This is a genomic window from Paenibacillus anaericanus (assembly GCF_003994475.1).
Taxonomy (GTDB): domain Bacteria; phylum Bacillota; class Bacilli; order Paenibacillales; family Paenibacillaceae; genus Fontibacillus; species Fontibacillus anaericanus.
Window position 1 is genome coordinate 17,125 of record NZ_RZNY01000039.1, and the last position, 19,287, is coordinate 36,411.

Sequence of the window (19,287 nt, forward strand, 5' to 3'; positions counted from 1 at the left end):
ACTTTCTAAAATCAATGTATTAATGAAGAGAGCCAAACAGATCACATCCAATAGTTATCACAAAATGAGGCCAATAAATTGAATACGAAAGTTCAGATGTTAAATGAATTTCCTATTGATGATAACCTAATCCGGGCAGAAGTAGAATATAAGCTAAGTAGGTGGGGACATATCTCGTCATTTTTCGCCATTTTCTTATTCTCTACAATTGATTTAAATGGTAAAATATTCTTATATAAGATAACTTCAGGGGGTATGTTGTAAGTGAATAGATTCCGATGTAATTCCATGATTCTTTTTATACTAATATTAATCCTTCTTCCATTCGGTAGCATTACGAGTGCCAGCGAAACAGCTACCACAGAGAAAAGCAACTATTACTTCGTCTACAATAGCTCAAAGGTCGACACTAAGGACCTCACGGCCATCAAGCAATATGTAGCTAAGTTCAAGAATACCAATAACGTTTTGTTCGACGCAAAAAACTACAAGGAAGCCCCCAAACTGCTAGATGCCCTGAAAGCACAGCAAAAGAAGCTTGGTGGCAAAGTCGCCGGAATCCAGATCTTTGGTCTGGCTAGCGATGTCCCTTCCTTCTCCTATGTCCATAAAATGAAGCCTACGGAAGGTAATTTTGAATGGAACGGCATCGAGTACGACAAGAGCGGAAAGCCCCATAAGTACGTTTCTGACCTGTTCTACTCCAACTTCAAGAACGACAGCAAATACCTGACGGACGTCACCGTCTACGGAATCATTCAGGAGAATCAACCGGTCAGCATTGTTCCCGAATGGCCTGTCTCGCGCCTTCCGCTGACGAAAGGGGAAATCTACAAGTATGTCAGTAACTATGAGGCGTATCGTAAGCAGATCCAAGGAAAATCCATTCCAACCGTTGCCCTTTCAGCCCCTGTAGAGTTTCAAAAAGGACTGGATGTAGGACAGGATGACATCGCATTCTTTATGAATCGAATGAAAGAAGAAAAAGAAGAATTCGGTTACTTCAGCAATACTGATCTTCGTACTTATTATAAGGATCTTGCTGCGAATCTGGTGAAAGAGAACAAGTCAGGGGTAATGGATCTTGTAGTAGGTAGCGAAGGAACCCCCGAAGGAGCCGCTCTGAAAAAGGATAGAAAGAATTACTTCTTCGATCGTAAAAGTGCAGCCAGCCTGAACTCCAACTACTATACAGCCTTTTTCTGGGGGTCAGGTACAGCCGAGGGACTAAATGCAAACAGTATCATCCACGATGGAATGGCGAAGGGTAAAATGATCAATCCTATCGCTTTCACTATTGCGACTTACAGCAGAGACGTTGCGAACTACTTGTGGCTTCCAGTCCCAACACCAGAGGGTGAGACAGGTGATGACTGGAATGATTACCTCGCAGTGGATAAAGAACTTTTGGAGAGAAATAATCCATTCTTCTTCGTTTACACGTACTATGAGGCGATTGATAATGGTAAGACACGTCTACAAAGCTTCTACGAAGCACAGGCAGCGTACGCCAATCTAAGCGTAAGCAATAAGCATGATCTGCGGGCGGCGCTAGGCTACGAGAACGTTTTCTCGCTACACTATCTTGGACTGGCAGATTACTAACGGTCGGTGGGCCTATCGGATTCTTTCGATAGACCCTTTTTTTCAAGGTCACTTGGGGCGAATACCTTAAGCTACAACGACTTCTTGCGAACCGGGTATAACATTGTAAAGTTAAAGGTTACGATCTCAGAATAAGGGATCATGAGTGCGTTCAACGGTTCAAACGGGACTGTCTCCATTCCGAGCACGCCTGCACGCCGATCGATTTCATAATCGGGTGACTGTTCGAGCCATGCAAATATCGCATCATATACCCGCCACATATGGGCCTCATCCCCGTGAACTCGGGCGCTCACACAAAGCCCTCCGTTTACCTCCAACGTCTCGATGCCATCTGGTACATTCCCAAACTCCCGAACTGCCAGCCCAACCCAAAGCGTATCGACTTGCTTGCTCCATTGCTCCTGTGGAATGAACACATATGCTGCTGGCCCATCCGTAAGTCGGGCATCGTCAAGCGGGACCTGCACTGTAAGCTTGCTCCACGCCACCCGCGTTCCACTCTTATCAGGTGTCATTCCCGTTCTTACTGCCAATGCCTTGAAAGGTGCCACTTCAATTAAATCAATCGCAATTGTTTCCTGCAACAATCCCCTCTCCCCTCCCATATGATTCGTGATTAACCGAGCTGTAGACTTCTTTTTAATCTTATTCAATGTTTTTCGCAAAATTCCTTCAAAAGATCACTGTGAGCGGGTATTAAACTACCGGGCAGCATCTTTTCTGCCATCACTTTCAATAGAATTACTTTCTACGGTATCTGAACGCCTTGTTCCCCGTCGTCCGTAGTTTTACCGGCTGCATGATTAACTGAAGCTTCCTGAATATAACCAAACGCCCAATGCGTCGCAGGGACGTCCGTCCATTTCGGATTCACACCGCTTAGCGGACCTCTCTCAAGCAGCTTACTAATCATTGTAATGGCCTCCGCACGGGACAATTCTGCTGCCGGACGGAACGTTCCATCCGGATAACCATTAATAATGCCGACTGCTTTCGAACTTACTATCGCTTTTTTCGCCCAATGGCCATCCACATCAGAGAACATACTTCCATTGAAGTTAGCTGCAATATCGCCCTTCATTCGGACAACCATACTTGCCATTTCAGCCCGTGTGATGGTTTGCTCGGGTTTAAAGCTGCCGTCCGGATAACCCTCCATCAATCCCATTTTCGTCACACGATCAATTGCATCCTTCGCCCAATGTGCCGCTGGAACATCCGTAAAGGAGATGGATGTTGCCTTCATCTCCATATCCAGCACCCTTGTAGCAATTGTCGCCATCTCTGCACGGGTAATACGGGCATCCGGTTTAAACAATCCGTCTGTGTATCCGGTAACGAATGCTTTGTGAGATGTCGTATCTGCTGTTGCTACCTTATTCCAATTTTCCATATAAACAATCGTAAACGTACTAAATTTATTGATTACAAAGCGAATGCCTAATTTACCTGACTCATCATAGGTGACGATTTCGCCTTTGACAAACTCTTTCGACCCATCGCTATGCTCGATGAAAACTCCCAAATCGTCTAATTGCTGCTTAGTCAGCGATACTTCGCTCAAAGGCAGTACCAGTGTAACCAGACGGTTTTGAAGATTCGTTTCAATGATCATCGGACGACCGATCACGTCCGCGCTCTTGCTGCCAGTTCCAAGCTGTACCTTCTGCTCTGCTCTTGCACGCTGCTCAGTTTCCTTGCGCTTTTCCTCTTCTTTCACTGGAACAACACGGAAATAAATATCTTCCTTTAATCCCTGCATTGAAACACTTGGTATGTCAATTCGCACATCACTTGTGGCAAGCTCGAACCCTATTCCATTTTTCCCCAAAAGATCGGCGGAAGCCTGTGGAAAAGTAACATTCAATTCTGACACTTCATCTTTTGTATCAGGTATCACGATTCGAGCTGATGAAGAACCGGCTGCCGCAAGTTGCTCCACCAGTTTAGCGACTTGCTCCGTTGTGAAATTGAAGTCGTCCTTCTTTTGACCCTTTGCGTCTGTCGTACGTCTGATGATCACTGTTGATACAACAGTTTTATTTGCATTGCCTGCATTTTCAACATTCGCCGTAATGAAATCAATTTGTGAAGAGTTGCCACCCGAGCTAGAAGAGCCAGAAGAGCCAGAAGAAGTTGTCCTTAACTCAATGGCAGCCGAAATCACTTGTGTTGTCACATTACCTGCTTTATCTTTGAGCGCCATATACACGGTCTTTGTCCCGCTGCCGCCTGTCAGGGTCCATGCTTTGGTTGCGGCAACAGCTTCCCATGCACTCCAATCGACATTATCATTCGAGAACCGCATCTGTATATCTCCCGAACCGTTGCCATCTGTACTTGTCACCGATAATGCGACAGCTGTCGTGGCGGTCGACGAAGCGCCGCCATCGATAAGGAACGTTCCTGATGGGGGTACGTTATCCAAGATCACGCTGCTTCCGTCGGTTGTTGCGCTTACCGTACCTCCAGCATTCCCATCCCTATCCGCATAATCAATTGTAAACGCTACAACTCCTTCAGTTTCAATTCCCCTGAATGTATACTTAGCCGTGTAAACAGAGCTGCCAACACTTACAACGTCTGCAGAATGACCTGCTATTACAACGGTAGGAAGTCCGTTTAAGTCTTTATTCGCCGTAAATGTCAATGTCACCGTGTCTCCAGCTTTAGCTAACTCCGAATGCGGATTATCGCTGGATACGTTAACAGCTGGTAGTGTAGGGAGCACAACCGCTTCCGGTGTCACAACCACTTCGTTGGAGTATGTGCTGCTGGTTACTGTACTACCCGCCTTGATTGCAAAATAATAGGTTGTGCCGTTCGTTAGATTTATCGCGTTGTAATTATAAGTAGTGCCCGATACAGTCGCTACTGGTGTGAGACTATAAGTATTGGATGCAGTTCCTTGATAAATATTATAATATGTAGCTCCGGTCACAGAGCTCCACGATATCATGGCCTGCTGATCCCCAACTATCGCTGTCACATTTGCAGGCGCTGAAAGCGGTAATAACAACGTCCATTTTGCATATAGCGTAAAATCTGTTGTTATTGTCGTTGATTCAAAGTCGAACGGTGACGTCGTCTCAGTATCGGTATACCAACCAGCAAAGGTATAACCGGTCCTTATCGGTACTTGCGGTTGATTGGCTTTAGTATCAATTGGTACGACTTGGCTGCCCACAGTCGTTCCGCCCTTGCTGTCAAAGCTAACTGATCGGCCCAACACTCTTTTGTACACGCCACCATCTGCCACAGCAACGAAAGTATTCTCCCCGAAAATGACGCCGCGCATATACTCCCCTATCTTGGGTGTTGCCGCTTCAATTTTCCAGTTGATCCCATCACTTGAAGTAATAATCGCACCACTCCTACCTACTGCAACATAGAGCCCGCCGTTGCCGCTGTCATAGGCCACTTTTTCAAGAGTACTGTTGACAGGAGAGGTTACGGCTACAGTTGGTAGCAGAGGACTTGTAGCGTCTGTACGAAAAATTGTTCCGCCATCACCGACCGCAATGACTTGGTTGCCATCCGACGCTATACCATTTAAACCACTCACATTGGTAAGCGATACGTCTGATTCCCATGTGGTTCCCGTGTTGTCCGCAGACTGTCTAACTACTCCAACTACGGTGTTTATATTGCCAACTACGGTGTTTATATTGCCAACTACAAGAAACCGGTTACTAACATATGTAATGTCATTATAACGGGGAGCACCCACTCCAACTGTCGTATTACTCCAAGATGCACCTGTGGAAGATTGTTCAATCCCTCCGCCATTAGATGAGGTTGCCAGGTACTTGTTATTCGCATAAGCAATTGAAGAAAATACATAGGTATTATAGTCTGTACTGCCGGTCCCGGCACTCCAATTTGTGCCGTCACTTGAATAGATAAAAAAAGCTCCCGTCCTGTTATCGTCCCGTCCAGTTGCGGCATGAAATTTTCCATTTAAAAATTTAACGGTATTGAGTCTCTTATTGGTCTGGGCACTCACATCCTGCTGCATCCAGGTCACTAAGTCCGGTGAGGTGTAGATAAGCCCGTTTAGCCCTGCTCCTACATAAAGGTTATTTCCATATGCAATAGCTCTCAAGCCCACTGGAGTTGTTAATGTCCATACGTAGGTTTCTTCGGTCGAATCCGCCTTAGCTGGAGTCGGTGCAAATAGCCCTGAATTAATTAGCAAGGTTACGATTATAAAAATGGATATGCTTCTCCGCAAATAATGCTGCAATTTACTCACCACTTTCTATGGTATAAAGCGTTTCTTTCTTTACACTCCTTATATTTTAACAAATATTAAAACGACTTTTCTTAATGAAATCTTAATGGAAGCAGGAGAGGAAGTGTACGGGTCTATCAGCGAAAAATGCGAAAGGAGCTGTCGGGAAACATAAAATATCCCAGGTTCAACCTATCGGGGTACAAAAAAATCCCCCTAGAGCCATCTCTAGAGGGATAAACATATCTCTATAACACCTTTCTTCTTCACAATTCTAAAGGCCTCTATAACCTTCCTGACTTTTGAATTTTTCGCCGTTACTTATGATACGGTTCACCGTATCATTCTAACAGCGAATTTTTAGGGCACCCAACAACAGCAGGCGCCTTCACGAATTAGTTCGAGAAGGCTAGGGCACGCAACATTCTCATCGCAACAACAGTGGCTTGAGCTTTGGTTGTATTGGACTTCGGATCAAGCTTGGTTACAGAAACCCCTGTAAGAATTTTAGCATCGATCATCATAGCTACGGCAGACTGTGCATAAGCCGCAACACTGTCCCGATCAAAGAACGAATTCAATACTACGTTGCTCCCTTGTTTCGTATTGCCTGCATATTGCATTGCATTAGCAATAACGACCGCCATGTCTTGACGAGTAATGAATGCATTTGGATCAAAAGTAGTTGCTGTTTTCCCTTTAATTATCCCAATTTCTGTCGCAGCAATAATGTCTGGTGCAAATTTTGTTTGGCTATTCACATCATTGAACGGTGAGTTCGCCAATGAAGGCATTACACCTAGAGCTTTGACAATAATCGATACGAATTCGCCACGAGTAATTTTGTCCTCTGCCCCGAACAAGTTAGCGCTCACGCCAGATACGATTAGCTTGTTAGCAGCAGCCTCCACATCAGCCTTTGCCCAGGCAGTCGTTACATCATTAAAGGACCTACTTGACTCAATAACCGTATAGATGCTATTGCCTGTTCTCTTCAACGTTACGGATACGGTACCATCTGTATGATTCGTAAATATCGTGGGCACTGGATGATATTGGCCTGTTACTGGATCGAACACTACACCTGCTACCTTGCTTTGATTAAAGTCTACTTTGCCCAGCTTGAAGATTCGGCTAATATAGATTGCATTGAATTCTGTTATTTCTTTCCAGATATTATCTGTGCCTTTGGCCTCAATCTTAAACTCTGTAGGATCAATCACGGTTTTGAACCCTTTATTCTTAATCTGATCAAGCACAGTCTGAGCAGGTACTTGGATGGTGAATCTGAACTCTACAGCATCCGAACCTAGATTGTTCTTAATCGCCTCCAGATTAAGAGCTGCAATTGGAACGAGGTATTCTATCTTATTGAGTACAATAGATAAGGTAGCTGACGTTCCTTTTTCAGCAATCGCCTTGATAATTGATGCTGCTATAACTACCTCTACATTGTTATCTACATCTCCAACGATAAGCTGAATAGGGTTGGTAGTCGATTGTTTGATCGCTTCAATAGCTTGCGCTGTATCCAGCTTAGCCGTCGTTTTGTTACCTGATTTCGTTATTTCCACCTTGATCGAATTCACAGGTGCTGGGGTAGGAGTTCCTGTTCCAGAGCCAGTACCCGTTCCTGTTCCTAAATCTGGTTTTGGATCTGGTTTTGGATCTGGTTTTGGATCTGGTTTTGGATTTGGAATTGTTCCCCCATCCAGATTGGTCATTTCTTTTAGCGGATTACTCATGGCAGATACTCTCTCAATACGAGTGCCATCTTTCTCAACAGCAATAATTTCAAAAGAATTCTCGCTGTTAGGCGTAAGATTTGTTACATCAAATCTTGTCTCTGTGGTATAGCCTTGCCACACCTTATTGGCAAATACGTCATAACCAGTAGCCCCTATAACTGCATCCCATCCTACATTTATCGTAGTGTCTGTTTTGCTAATAGAAACTACATTTTGTGGAGCTGCTAGTGCATTCGTATTCACAACACCATGAATAGGAAGATCATTCACAAGCTGTGTGGACAATGTCCCGTTACGATCCCCAGTAATATCCCAGCTCATCACGCCTGCAAGATCAAGCGTCTTCACTAGAGATGCTTTATACATCATAGACTCAGTATCATCAAAAGAAATAAAGTCGCCCGTTTTTGGGTTATACAAGTATGGTACTTTGGCAGACTCGTTCCAGTAACGAACGTAATCCGGGTTCGTAAGATAATTATTCTCTAAATCATAAAAATCAAATTTCCCATTCTCCCAAGTACCGAATGGAGCAAACGATTGACACGGGGCGTATTCCCCATTAGCTTCACAGCCTGTCCATCCGTTACCGTAGAAAGGTACTCCTAGGACTAATTTATAATTAGGTACTCCACCATTCAAATGTCCCGTAGCTCCTCCATAGACGTTGTTACTCCTCGCACTCGCCGAAGGACTAGCCGGATCATAAAACAACGGTGCATTATGATATCCAGATGTATTCCAGTTACCGCTATAATCATAAGTCATCATATTAATGAAATCGAGGTACTTCGAAGAATTAGCCAAGTCTGCATTGTCTACAAAAGATTGACCTTGATAAGAATCGATCGTCAGCAGATAATACTTGCCATCCTCTGAACCTGCTGCATCAAGGGCCTCACGCACTGTCTGCATTAACAATGTGTAATTCTGTTTATCTTCTGGCCTTCTCGAATTATCGATATCCCCACCCGCTACAGGATACTCCCAGTCAATATCAAGACCATCGAATCCATACTCACGCAGAAATTCAACGGCTGAGTTAGCAAATAAACGTCTATTTACTTCCGCATTCGCCATATTGGAGAAGTTCTTCGACCCACTCCATCCTCCAACAGAGATCATTAGATTCAGATGTGGATTAGCAGCTTTAAGCACTTGTAGATCACGAATATTAATTTCATCTTCTATGGGGTTACCGAGTACCATTTCCCCATCAAATACATATCTATTTTGCAGAGGAATATCTGGATTCTCACATACTCCACCCCTAGAGTCCTTTTCCTTCCAGCACAGGTCTGCGAAAGCATAATTGATGTGTGTAAGCTTGTCTGCTCCAATATCATTGGCAATATCCGCCACCGAATAATTTCTCTCATTCGGATTTCTAGCCCATGAGGTGTAGTAAGTTACCATATTATAATTACTTCCTGGTACAGCTGTGATCACATCACTTGCGGGAGATTGCCATAGCTTGTTTTTAGCGACTATCTTGAAGTCATAGGAATCACCCTCTGTTAGCGCAGTGGCAACATACCGATTAGAATACGTTGAATCGATTACCGTAGCATCTTTATAAATATCATATTCGGTTGCACCAGGGGTAGGTGCCCATCCTAATGACACGGATGATCTCGTTGCACTCACGATTTTCAAATCCTCAGGCTTGGATAATTCCCCCCATTTAATCGTGACTCTATTACTTCTAACCGATACATTCGTAGGCGTAATCTGTCCAGCAACCTCAAAATAGACAGAACCAGTAACCGATTTTGGAACCGGATAAGTAAATGTATTCGATCCGTTCCAAATACCACCAGTCCATCTATTATTCACATACATATCATAACCAGCTGCTCCTGGACTGCCCGTCCAGTTTAATTTCACTTCCGACTCTGTAATGTCACTAATTACGAGATTATGCGGAGGCGACAATGGTGGTTCAGGCTTCGCATTCGGATCCACCTCATCCGTCTTTGCTGTTACAAGAGCACTTCTATCGTTTGCTGCTGAAATAGCTGTTACATAGAAAGAGTAGGAAGTGTTCGGATTCAGACCTGAAATAGTTGCTGTAGGACTACCCACCCACGCAGCCCAACCTCCGTTGGAATACCACACCTGATAGCCAGAATCCTGATCGACACCGTCTACAGGTTCCCAAGCCAGCGTTATTGATTTATGCGTAACACCAGTAACTTGTACATTCTGCGGAGCAGGCAACGTGTCAGCTGCCGATGCTGTCGGAGCTAACGGAAAGCTAAATCCGCTAGTTACAATAGCAAAGCTAAGTATTACAGCTAACATATTGACGCACTTTTTCTTAATCTGCTTGTACAATTCATTCACCTCTACCTCATATTTTCATTGCAATAGGTCATCTGTCATTAGAAAACGGTAAAGCAGATATTGCATGTTTACTATTCAAATATAGGTCAAGGATTTAAGACCATTGAACATAAATCCACGTACGGCGAAACACCCAGTTCTTCCTCAAATCTCTCACCTCACGGCCATGCAATAAAACTGCTTCCTCGTTGTTCATCAATATTACTTTTTAAACTTTAACCCCTATCCTTTCTATTATAGAGTGTAAGTAAATTGCCTAGTAGTTACTGTTGTCATCATTTTGTCATGTGACAATATGGATTTTTATGTAATAAACAGAATAACTATCAAAGAGAAGTGACTGCTTGAATTTTTTATCTGAACTAAATTTGGTCATAGAAAAACTGTACTATCTCACATTCACTACTCCTGATTGGATGCCCTAACAATTAGTCATTTTCACTTATATAAATCCCAGCGGATAAACGATTTTATGCGCTAGTATTGCCCAAGGAGATTTGTGTATTGGTTATGTTTATACAAGTAGCGACAAAGAAACATATCTCTTTGAGATGTGTCAGGAATCCAATTTATAGCTCTTTACGAAAAAAATTTCGCCCTACTTATGATAAGGTTCGACGTAACATTTATAGGGCGAAAAAATGGGTGAGATTAGTTTTCTTTCAATTGAAATTATCTATCGATTAAAGTGAGCCAGTTAATACAAAGGGACGAAGCGGCTAAACCCACTGCGTCGTCCTATTGGGACCGCTAAGCCTTATCTCCAAAAGATTGTGTTTAACGCTCTGCGGGGAAGCATCTTCTCTAACGTTATAGACGAAGGCAAGAAGCTTCTAAAAGGAATCCTTCCTAACACCAAGAAGTTCATTTCTGCAGTCGATAAAATAGACAGCGGAAATTTACGGGTCGGTGGTTCCCTCCTTTTCTATCCCAACTAAATTTTATTGATAATCTCATCATTATTATAGTCATCAATAATTGAAATCGTCTTATTTGCTACTCTACAACCAAGTGAGGCATACAACTTCTTATCTCCAATAACATAAAATTCTTCTTTAGCTCTTGTAGCTGCAACGTTCATCATATTGGGATCAGAGACAGCCCATTTTGCCGCCCCACTGCTATTAGTGTCAGCTCCAAGAACAAAGTAGACAATTTGGGCCTCTTTTCCTTGAAAAGTATGAACCGTTCCGATATTCGTCGTTTTCCCATTTTCTCGTTTTGTAAAGTTAATTCCATCTAGATGTTGTGCAAGTTTATAAGCCACATTTCTAAAAGGGGTAATCACATAAATTTCATCCGCTAAACTCGGATCTTCTTGCAAACGTTTGTCAATCAAAATTTTCAGTAAGTCAGCTTGTTCTTTAACAAATTTGTCATTTGCTGTTCCGGTTGAATCATACCACTGTGATTTTCCCTTTGACTCTTTCTCTGATTTCCCTTGTACCATCAACCCATCATACGATATTTCGTTTGAAATCGTGAACATCGGATAGTTCGAACGTCTATGTACCCATAGGGGGATACCAATCCACTCATCCACATTTTTTTGAAAACCATATTGACTTGTGGCATCCACAATGGTTTGAGTAGACGCATCGGCAGAAACAAATTGTTCATCCACTTTATAGTGTCTTCCAATCAAGGTCAGAACATTTGAATCCAACGTCAATACCGGTTTTATTTGTGAGGGATCCCCGACAACCATAACCTTCTTACTTCTAAGAATTGCACCAACACTGGCTTGTGGCAGCGCTTGACCAGCTTCGTCTATGAAGAGATTTCCTATTGAATTTTCATTCAAATTTTTAAACATCCGTCCAAAACTAGCAAAAGTGGTGCTGACAACGGGAATAGTGAAATTCAACCAATTCCATGATTCTGAAATTAGCTGCTTACCGTGCTCTTTTCCAATATGTTCAGACTGTCTAATCCAAATATTCCTTGCAGCTTTCAAATTCCTTCTGTTTTCATACAGGAATTGCTTTCTAACCCTTAAAGCTGAAATAAATAGTTCTGATTGCAATTTACGAAAGTGCTTTGTAAACCATGGATTAGACTTTTGCAGTTCATCATAGGATAGTGAGAAATCTAGTTCCTTAATGTCACTTTGAGATTGCAGGTTATCCAATACTTCAATTTCCTTTGCCAATTTCATAAAAGCGTCATGTTGAGTAGCCATCCAACGTTCTAAGTCTGCTTCGGATTTCTTCGTTTGTTTCTGAATATGCTCCCTTTTTACAGCATTTTCTTTTAACCACTTTTCGAGCCTCATGCGGTCACTCAACAATCTAGTTTTTTGTTTAGATAGATCATTTAAATGATCATTCGTATCATTCAGATTTTTGAAGTACTGCGCAACTTTGGGGCCATTAAATATTTTACGAAACCACAAAAAGCTTGGCTTTTCTGAATTAACTACATCATAATTTCTCTTAGCTTGATCTTGTAGTTCAATTAGGTTTTCTATTTCAAAAGAAGCATTCCATAACTCATCTTGAAGATTTTCGCTTTCTTGTCTCAGCCTTTCAAGTTCACCCACCGCATCTGCTTTCTGAGTGATTAAACTTGTTTGTTTCTTTTTTTCTTCCTCTTCAAAAGCGATAATTTGCTCCTTATGGATTGTTTTTATTTTTCGAAGATGAACCATTTTCTCGTTATATTCTTGCACTTCTTCTCTTCTAAGCTTTAATTCGTCATACAGGCGGGAGAATTCTTGATATACACTTCCCCCTATGTTCGTTTGGTCAAGATCCTCTAAATCCTTTTCAATTGCTTCAATATTTAAAAGCAGCTTGTTCATATTGATTGACGCGCCGCCCTCTAACGAGAATACACCCCAATTTCCCTCGTTCATAAGCTCCGTTTTAATCTCGCGATTCTGTCCGAAGCCTTCACTGGTTAAGTCAGAATTAGAGATGTCCCTGAAATAATCCGCTTCGTCCAGTTGGTTTTGAAAATCGTCAGCAATCGTTTCTTTCTTTGGCAGCTCTTTAACAATATTTTGGACTGCCCCATTGTTTGAACTTGCAACAACAATATTTTTATCTGAAATAAAGGGCGGTAAAATGCCGATTTTTGCATTTTGCCAATAAACCAGACTCCCTTTAATCCTTTTATCAGCAAGCTGCGAAATTTTCGCTGCCTGTTGTACCACCAAATCAGCAAAAATATCTTTTAACAGTGTTGTTTTCCCTGTTCCTGGCGGACCATTGACACTACGAATCTCATTTTCGTCGTTTAAAGCCAAATTTACCGCAGCCTGTTGCATGAATGACAGCGCAAAATCAGGATTACTTGGGAAGCGCCCCAACGGATAGTATTTAGGTTGTAAAACAGTTGTCTCAAAAATTGGGGAGTTAAAATGATCCGACGTTTTATTGCCGTCTAAGTTTTGTCTGAACCCTGAAAAGCCATCAAAATATCGATCCAGGTTTTTATTAGTAATAACCTTTGCTTTGTTCAAGTCATCAATAAAGAACGAATGTAAATTCACATCGTCATTCTCCAGGTTTTTTAAAAATGCATAGCAGAAATTTTCTGCGGATACATGATATTTTCGAAAAAGCTCGGAAATGGCAGCATTAAATCCCTCATCAAACTTGCTGTTTAAATGACCTCTAAATGTACTTTCCACTTTTAGAATATCTTCCGGTAAATCACCATGTTGGCGGATGTAACCGCTCATTGTATAGAACATTTTGTCTGCTACAAAATTTAATTCATTATCAAGATAAATTGAAAAGGTAAACTTGTCAGATGTACTAACTTCTTCGTAGGTTTTAGGAATTTTGTATTTTTGTCTCAATAGATCAACGACTTCTTGAAAATTAAAAATGTCAAAATATAATCCTAATCCCGATTTCTTAAAAGACTTATCTGATATCCTTTGTTGTTCTTTCTGTTTAGTCAAAAAGTCCAGAAAAAATTTACCCCAGTCTTCTTCCACTGTATGCAGGCGCTTTAGCGATGTGTCTTTTCTTTTAATAGAACCCTCGGATAGCTGCTCAATCGTAATCCACGCATTTAAAATATCGTTCCTGTTGTTCATAGTCTCCTCCAGTAGCATCTATATTTACATATTATAACGCTCTGGAGCTATCATCTGAAGACAAAAGGAAAAGTTCTCCAGCCTTCAGCAAAATGAAAAAAGTACCCAAAAGGGTAACTTCGCCCTACTTATGATACGGTTCACCGCGATTAATCTTCACCGCGCGATACACCTGCTCCGTCAATACCTATCAATCGCAAGTCTCTTCGAATGCTCCGCTATACTCTGAATCATCTACTTCTTCTTCAATTTACCTACTGCAATAATCTGAATAAACAGATTTAACTTTGCAAAAAAAATAACCTACCTACAACAGGGAGGCTATAATATGATCACCATCTATGCACTAAACACACAGAACCTAATAATATCTACAATGGCATGTGAACCCATAGCTGATATCAAATCGCGCTTGCGTTGAAACCATGCAAATGGGAATCCAAATAATAGTGCTAACACAATTACATTTACAATATTAAAAGTGCTCAATTCAAAGTGAATGAATACATGTGGCAGCACCATAATCAAATAACATAATACATTTTGAAGCCTAGTAAACTTGTGGTCCCCCGCTATTACAATACAAAGTGCATACAGGAAGAATCTGAAAATAATTTCTTCAGTCACCCCTGCTTTTAAGGCTTCCATAATAAATGACAGTTGGAATGAAGGACTAATCGCTGTACTGCCTACAGCAAGTAGGACATTGATTGCACCTAATACTACGCCCACCAGCACCAAAGTTACACACGAGATCACAACATCTTTCTTCGTACTATTTTTAATTAAAATAATTNCTGGTGGCACCAATATATATGATAATGGACGACACGCCCATAAACATACTAGCTGGCATAGCTATCATTCCAAGTACACAACCGATAATAACATCCGTTAATTTGACGCTAATTCGCTGGATTCTTAAAGACACTTTACGTGGTATAATGAAACCGCTGTAAGTTTTTTCTCCTGCATATTTAGCAAGAGCGCTAACTCGACCGAGATAGCGCAGGATTATCGAGACAAGTCAAATATCGCAGTATACTTGGAAAACGAAAATACAAACAATCTGTTTTACGAGGTGTCTAAAATGACTGAAAAAGAAAAATCACATGCCGGCATGTTATACCAACCCGGTGACCCTGAGCTTGTTGCCGATCGTGATATCACCGTGAGAAAGCTGTACGATTACAATAATCTGCACCCTCTGGACCGCGATGCGCGGCAGGCAGCTTTACGCGAATTGCTGGGTAAGACTGGAGATAACTGCGTTGTGGAGCAGCCACTATTTTGCACGTATGGATACAATACGACGGTGGGCGATAATTTTTTCCTTAACGTCAACTGCAAACTCATGGACAGCGGAAAAATTACGATCGGAAACAACGTGTTTATCGCCCCTAACGTTTGTATCATCACAGAAGAACACGCGATGGATGTGGAGCAACGTCTGGCGGGATTGGAATACACATATCCTGTCACGATCGGCGACAATGTCTGGATTTGTGCCGGGGCCATCATACTGCCGGGCGTAACGATTGGCGCGAACAGTGTGATCGGCGCGGGCAGTATCGTTACGAAGGATATCCCGCCGAACAGTTTAGCTGTCGGCAATCCCTGCAAGGTAATCCGCACACAGTAATGTGCAATAGTTTTATTATTTGCCTCACACGGAATGTGCCGCATGATTATATCTACGCCAATTCCCCCTAATCCGAGATGATTTAGCAACTGCAAATATGTCACATTATCAAAAATAACTCGCTGAAAGACAAGGGTCAAAATGTCCTTGTTTTTCTTTATTTCATACTTCTAAATATGATGTAATTTCTAAACCAATATTAATTTTGAATCTCCACCAACATAGAGCTCTTCTTACATATCCTATCTCTGATTTCCTACAATAAAGATATTCGGAAAAATCAACTGTTAAAGAGCAAAATTTCAAGCGAAAGGACGAAACCACAAGTAGAAAATCACATTTTAATATGTCCCCTGAACAACAATTTCACCCTCAGGTGACCTCACCTCAACCCCATCTCGCGGGGGTAACTTTCCTTGCCCCGTAAGCGGTAAATGCGAAAATTTTCGCCTCATTTATGATACGGTTCACCCCGATTAATCTTCACCGCGCGGTAGAACTGCTCCGTCAATACCTATCAATCGCAAGTCTCTTCGAATGCTCCGCTATACTCTGAATCATCTACTTCTTCTTCAATTTACCTACTGTAATAATCTGAATAAACTTAACTGCCTCCTAAATTTAACTTCACACAAAAATAACCTCCCTACAACAGGGAGGCTATAACATGATCACCTTCTACGCACTAAACACACAGAACCTAATTATATCTACAATGGTATGTGAACCCATAGCTGATACCAAATCGCGCTTGCGTTGAAGCCATGCAAATGGGAANTACAATATTAAAAGTGCTCAATTCAAAGTGAATGAATACATGTGGCAGCACCATAATCAAATAACATAAAACATTTTGAAGCCTAGTAAACTTGTGATCCCCCGCTATTACAACACAAAGTGCAAACAGAAAGAATCTGAAAATAATTTCTTCAGTCACCCCTGCTTTTAAGGCTTCCATAATAAATGACAGTTGGAATGAGGGGTTAATCGATGTACTGCCCACAGCAAGTAGGACATTGATCGCACCCAATACCACGCCCACCAACAACAAAGTTACACACGAGATCACAACATCTTTCTTCGTACTATTTTTAATTAAAATAATTCTATGACTAGAACCCTTCATCATACTCGTAGCACCAATATATATGATAATGGACGACACGCCCATAAACATACTAGCCGGCATAGCTATCATCCCAAGTACACAACCGATAATAACATCCATTATTTGGTGTTCTTATTCTTGATAATATAAACGGAGATTATTCCAAGTTTGCTCCGGACGATCCCTTAACAAGAGCCGAAGCAGTTACCGCGCTTATGGAACTAGTTATATGGACAGGCAACTATTCGTAATAAAGTACAATTCAAACAGAGGCTTTGCGTATTAAGATGCAAAGCCTCTGTTTCTTTGTGCCATTTCAAAGAGACGTGATCACAGGGAATATGCTAGTTTAATTTTATACTTTTTAATATTTCGTTGAAATCGGCATTGGCTTGTTTGCTGACCTGAGATGGAGAAGCTAATAATAGGGTATAGATTTCATTATTTTGCTCGCATAGAATCATTCGAAATTCTATCATTTCATTTTGGTTGCTTAAGCTATAGGACAGCTGCTTCGCATCGATTTTCCCCACCTTCACGGACTGTTCAGAGATGTTCACTGCATTTTTGTCCGTTAAATCTTTTTTGGCGAAGCTAACATATTGTTCGAAGTTCATATCTAAATCGCTCTTGCTATGATGCTGAATAACCATCGTGCTCTTCTCGGGTGAGATTAAGATAAGCTGATGATCTCCTGTATTCTCAATGGAAGATGTTACGTCACTCCAGTCGCCGTAGGCTGTGACTTGGGCTTTTTTGTCTTTGGTCGCAGATTGCTGCTTCGTATAAATTGTGGCTGCTTGAATCTTAGCCAACCAGTTCACCTTCGCATCCACTGCTTCGCCGATAAAACGTAATGGAACGTAGGTGCTGCCCTTGATAGTAGAAGGGGCTACTGTCAGTTTTATCTGATTGCCATTGATCTCAGCAGTAGTTGAACCCACTTTAAGCTTGATAAGCGTACCTGGTTTACTTCCCGTGATCGTTTGCATTTTTGGATCCCAGTCAACCTTCAGTCCCAATGCTTCGAAAATAGCGCGGAACGGAACAAGTACAGATCCATTTTTCTGGATGGGTGGGACTTGGAATTTAACGATCTCCCCATTCAACAGCACCATGATTTCGTTAGGATCTGAAGGTGGTGTCGCTTGTTCATCTTTTTCTTCTTCAAGCACTTTGACGCCTTTGGCAGCGAGTTCGGTCAGAATTTTCTCTGCACTCGCATCCAGAGGGTTATTACTGAGTGAAACCTCCTTGAGCTTCGGAAGACTTGTTAAGACGCTAATATCCTGGACCTGATTATTCTCAAAGTATAAATGTTCTAGTTCCGGGTGATCTCTTAGCGGTTCAAGAGACTGGATTTGGTTATCACTTATGATCAACCAATTCAGTTTGACTAAGGATTGAATCGGCGACAGGTCCTTAAGCTGATTATCGCCGATTAACAAGTCCGTTAAATTGGTTAATCCCGCTAGCGCATCAAGCTTCTCGATGTTGTTCGAATCGATAACAAGCTGCTCCAGTTGGGACAACTCTTGTAGCGGCTCAATTTGAGTGATTTGATTGCCGTCCAGAGCTAGGAAGGTGACTTTATGCAGGTTTTTAAGTGGCTCAATATTGGTAATTCCAAGCCCTGAGAGCATTAAGCTCTCTAAATTAACAGCATGCTCTAGTCCGCTTAAATTGTTAATTTTCTGCTCAGGATCATCAGGATAGAGCGAAGTCAGGGTCTGTAGATCTTCTTTGGTAATGGGGCCAGTCAGTTTCTTTAGCTCGACTCGAATCGCTTGTTCCAAATTTTTGTCTGAGATAAGGGAGGTCTCTGCAAATGCGGATGGAATAGAAACGAAGCTTAGTAAGAATGCAAGTACAGTGATTAGTTGAAGTTTGATTGGTTTACGCAAAATGGGTTCACTCCTCGAATTGTCATAGTGACTACATTCGACATTTGTAAACTTTTTCCTTTTACAGCAAAAAAGATAGACCTAGAGGCTATCTTTTGGCAGATCTATCATCTAGCCTTCGCAGGAAGATGTGCCTTCACCGCCTACATGGCTTCTTCAATCGGATTCTTTCGTATGCCACACGTCACGGTCAAGCAGGACGGCTTTGCCGTCACGTTTGCTCTCGCCCTCCATAAGGACATAAGAATGCTGCAGCTTGAGCGCCTGTTCAACGAGCAGCACCTCGAAGGACTTCTGATTGTTCGCTCAGACCAATATGCCCGAAGATCGATCCGCGATGCCTGGCTCTAATCACAGCAACCTGTTACATCTTTGTTTGCTGATATAAATAGGCCCTCATCCAAACGGGCAAGAAACAGCACCTCCAAACAGCAGTGGTGATTCCATCCTAAATAGCAACTTAATGCGAAAATTTAGGCACCAAGATTGTACCCTTACTTCAGCAAATATGTCGGCATGGCAAGCTCAGACCCTACAAGTAAAGAATGGCTATGTTGAATTACTGGTAGTTCAAAAGAAAGCCTATCCAAGTTGTAAGGGACTGACCCCTTAACGTGAGACAAATTAAAACACCTTCAAGAGAATT

General features: G+C 42.0%; 10 protein-coding genes and 2 pseudogenes. 4 read left to right on the forward strand and 8 right to left on the reverse strand.

The window, feature by feature from the left end; genetic code table 11:
* Positions 1-78: 78 nt before the first annotated feature.
* On the forward strand, positions 79-264 hold the full coding sequence (locus EJP82_RS25345) for a hypothetical protein (protein ID WP_127194859.1): 186 nt from the start codon (positions 79-81) through the stop codon (positions 262-264).
* Positions 265-1,605, forward strand: coding sequence for a hypothetical protein (locus EJP82_RS25350; RefSeq protein ID WP_127194860.1), 1,341 nt, complete (start codon positions 265-267; stop codon positions 1,603-1,605).
* A gap of 71 nt (positions 1,606-1,676) precedes the next feature.
* Here EJP82_RS25350 and EJP82_RS25355 read toward each other — a convergent pair whose 3' ends face one another.
* The 6 genes and pseudogenes from EJP82_RS25355 to EJP82_RS25380 form a co-directional block, all read right to left on the reverse strand.
* The gene (locus EJP82_RS25355) at positions 1,677-2,195 is read right to left on the reverse strand and encodes a GyrI-like domain-containing protein (RefSeq protein WP_127194861.1); all 519 of its coding nucleotides are present in this window, start codon (positions 2,193-2,195) and stop codon (positions 1,677-1,679) included.
* Between the two features lie 161 nt (positions 2,196-2,356).
* A complete protein-coding gene (locus EJP82_RS25360; RefSeq protein ID WP_127194862.1) occupies positions 2,357-5,854 on the reverse strand; it encodes an S-layer homology domain-containing protein in 3,498 nt (1,165 codons plus the stop codon).
* A gap of 383 nt (positions 5,855-6,237) precedes the next feature.
* Positions 6,238-9,936, reverse strand: a complete 3,699-nt coding sequence (locus EJP82_RS25365) for a glycosyl hydrolase family 18 protein (RefSeq protein ID WP_127194863.1) — start codon at positions 9,934-9,936, stop codon at positions 6,238-6,240.
* Between the two features lie 934 nt (positions 9,937-10,870).
* On the reverse strand, positions 10,871-13,987 hold the full coding sequence (locus tag EJP82_RS25370) for a DEAD/DEAH box helicase (RefSeq protein ID WP_127194864.1): 3,117 nt from the start codon (positions 13,985-13,987) through the stop codon (positions 10,871-10,873).
* Positions 13,988-14,111: 124 nt separating this feature from the next.
* Positions 14,112-14,174: pseudogene (locus EJP82_RS28965) on the reverse strand (23S rRNA (pseudouridine(1915)-N(3))-methyltransferase RlmH); the annotation flags it as partial.
* Between the two features lie 152 nt (positions 14,175-14,326).
* Positions 14,327-14,746 carry a CPBP family glutamic-type intramembrane protease gene (locus tag EJP82_RS25380; RefSeq protein WP_127194865.1) on the reverse strand — a complete coding sequence of 140 codons (420 nt, stop codon included), beginning with the start codon at positions 14,744-14,746 and terminating at the stop codon, positions 14,327-14,329.
* Positions 14,747-15,077: 331 nt separating this feature from the next.
* Between EJP82_RS25380 and EJP82_RS25385 the strand changes: the two genes are divergently transcribed.
* Positions 15,078-15,629: a sugar O-acetyltransferase gene (locus EJP82_RS25385; RefSeq protein ID WP_127194866.1), complete on the forward strand. Its 552-nt coding sequence runs from the start codon at positions 15,078-15,080 to the stop codon at positions 15,627-15,629.
* A 451-nt stretch (positions 15,630-16,080) separates the two neighbouring features.
* On the opposite strand, the pseudogene EJP82_RS28970 reads toward EJP82_RS25385, so the two are convergent.
* Positions 16,081-16,143, reverse strand: a pseudogene (locus EJP82_RS28970) (23S rRNA (pseudouridine(1915)-N(3))-methyltransferase RlmH); the annotation flags it as partial.
* A gap of 938 nt (positions 16,144-17,081) precedes the next feature.
* Positions 17,082-18,641, reverse strand: coding sequence for a stalk domain-containing protein (locus EJP82_RS25400; RefSeq protein ID WP_127194868.1), 1,560 nt, complete (start codon positions 18,639-18,641; stop codon positions 17,082-17,084).
* Between the two features lie 174 nt (positions 18,642-18,815).
* Between EJP82_RS25400 and EJP82_RS28065 the strand changes: the two genes are divergently transcribed.
* Positions 18,816-18,992 carry a hypothetical protein gene (locus EJP82_RS28065; RefSeq protein ID WP_170220302.1) on the forward strand — a complete coding sequence of 59 codons (177 nt, stop codon included), beginning with the start codon at positions 18,816-18,818 and terminating at the stop codon, positions 18,990-18,992.
* The last annotated feature ends 295 nt before the right edge of the window (positions 18,993-19,287 follow it).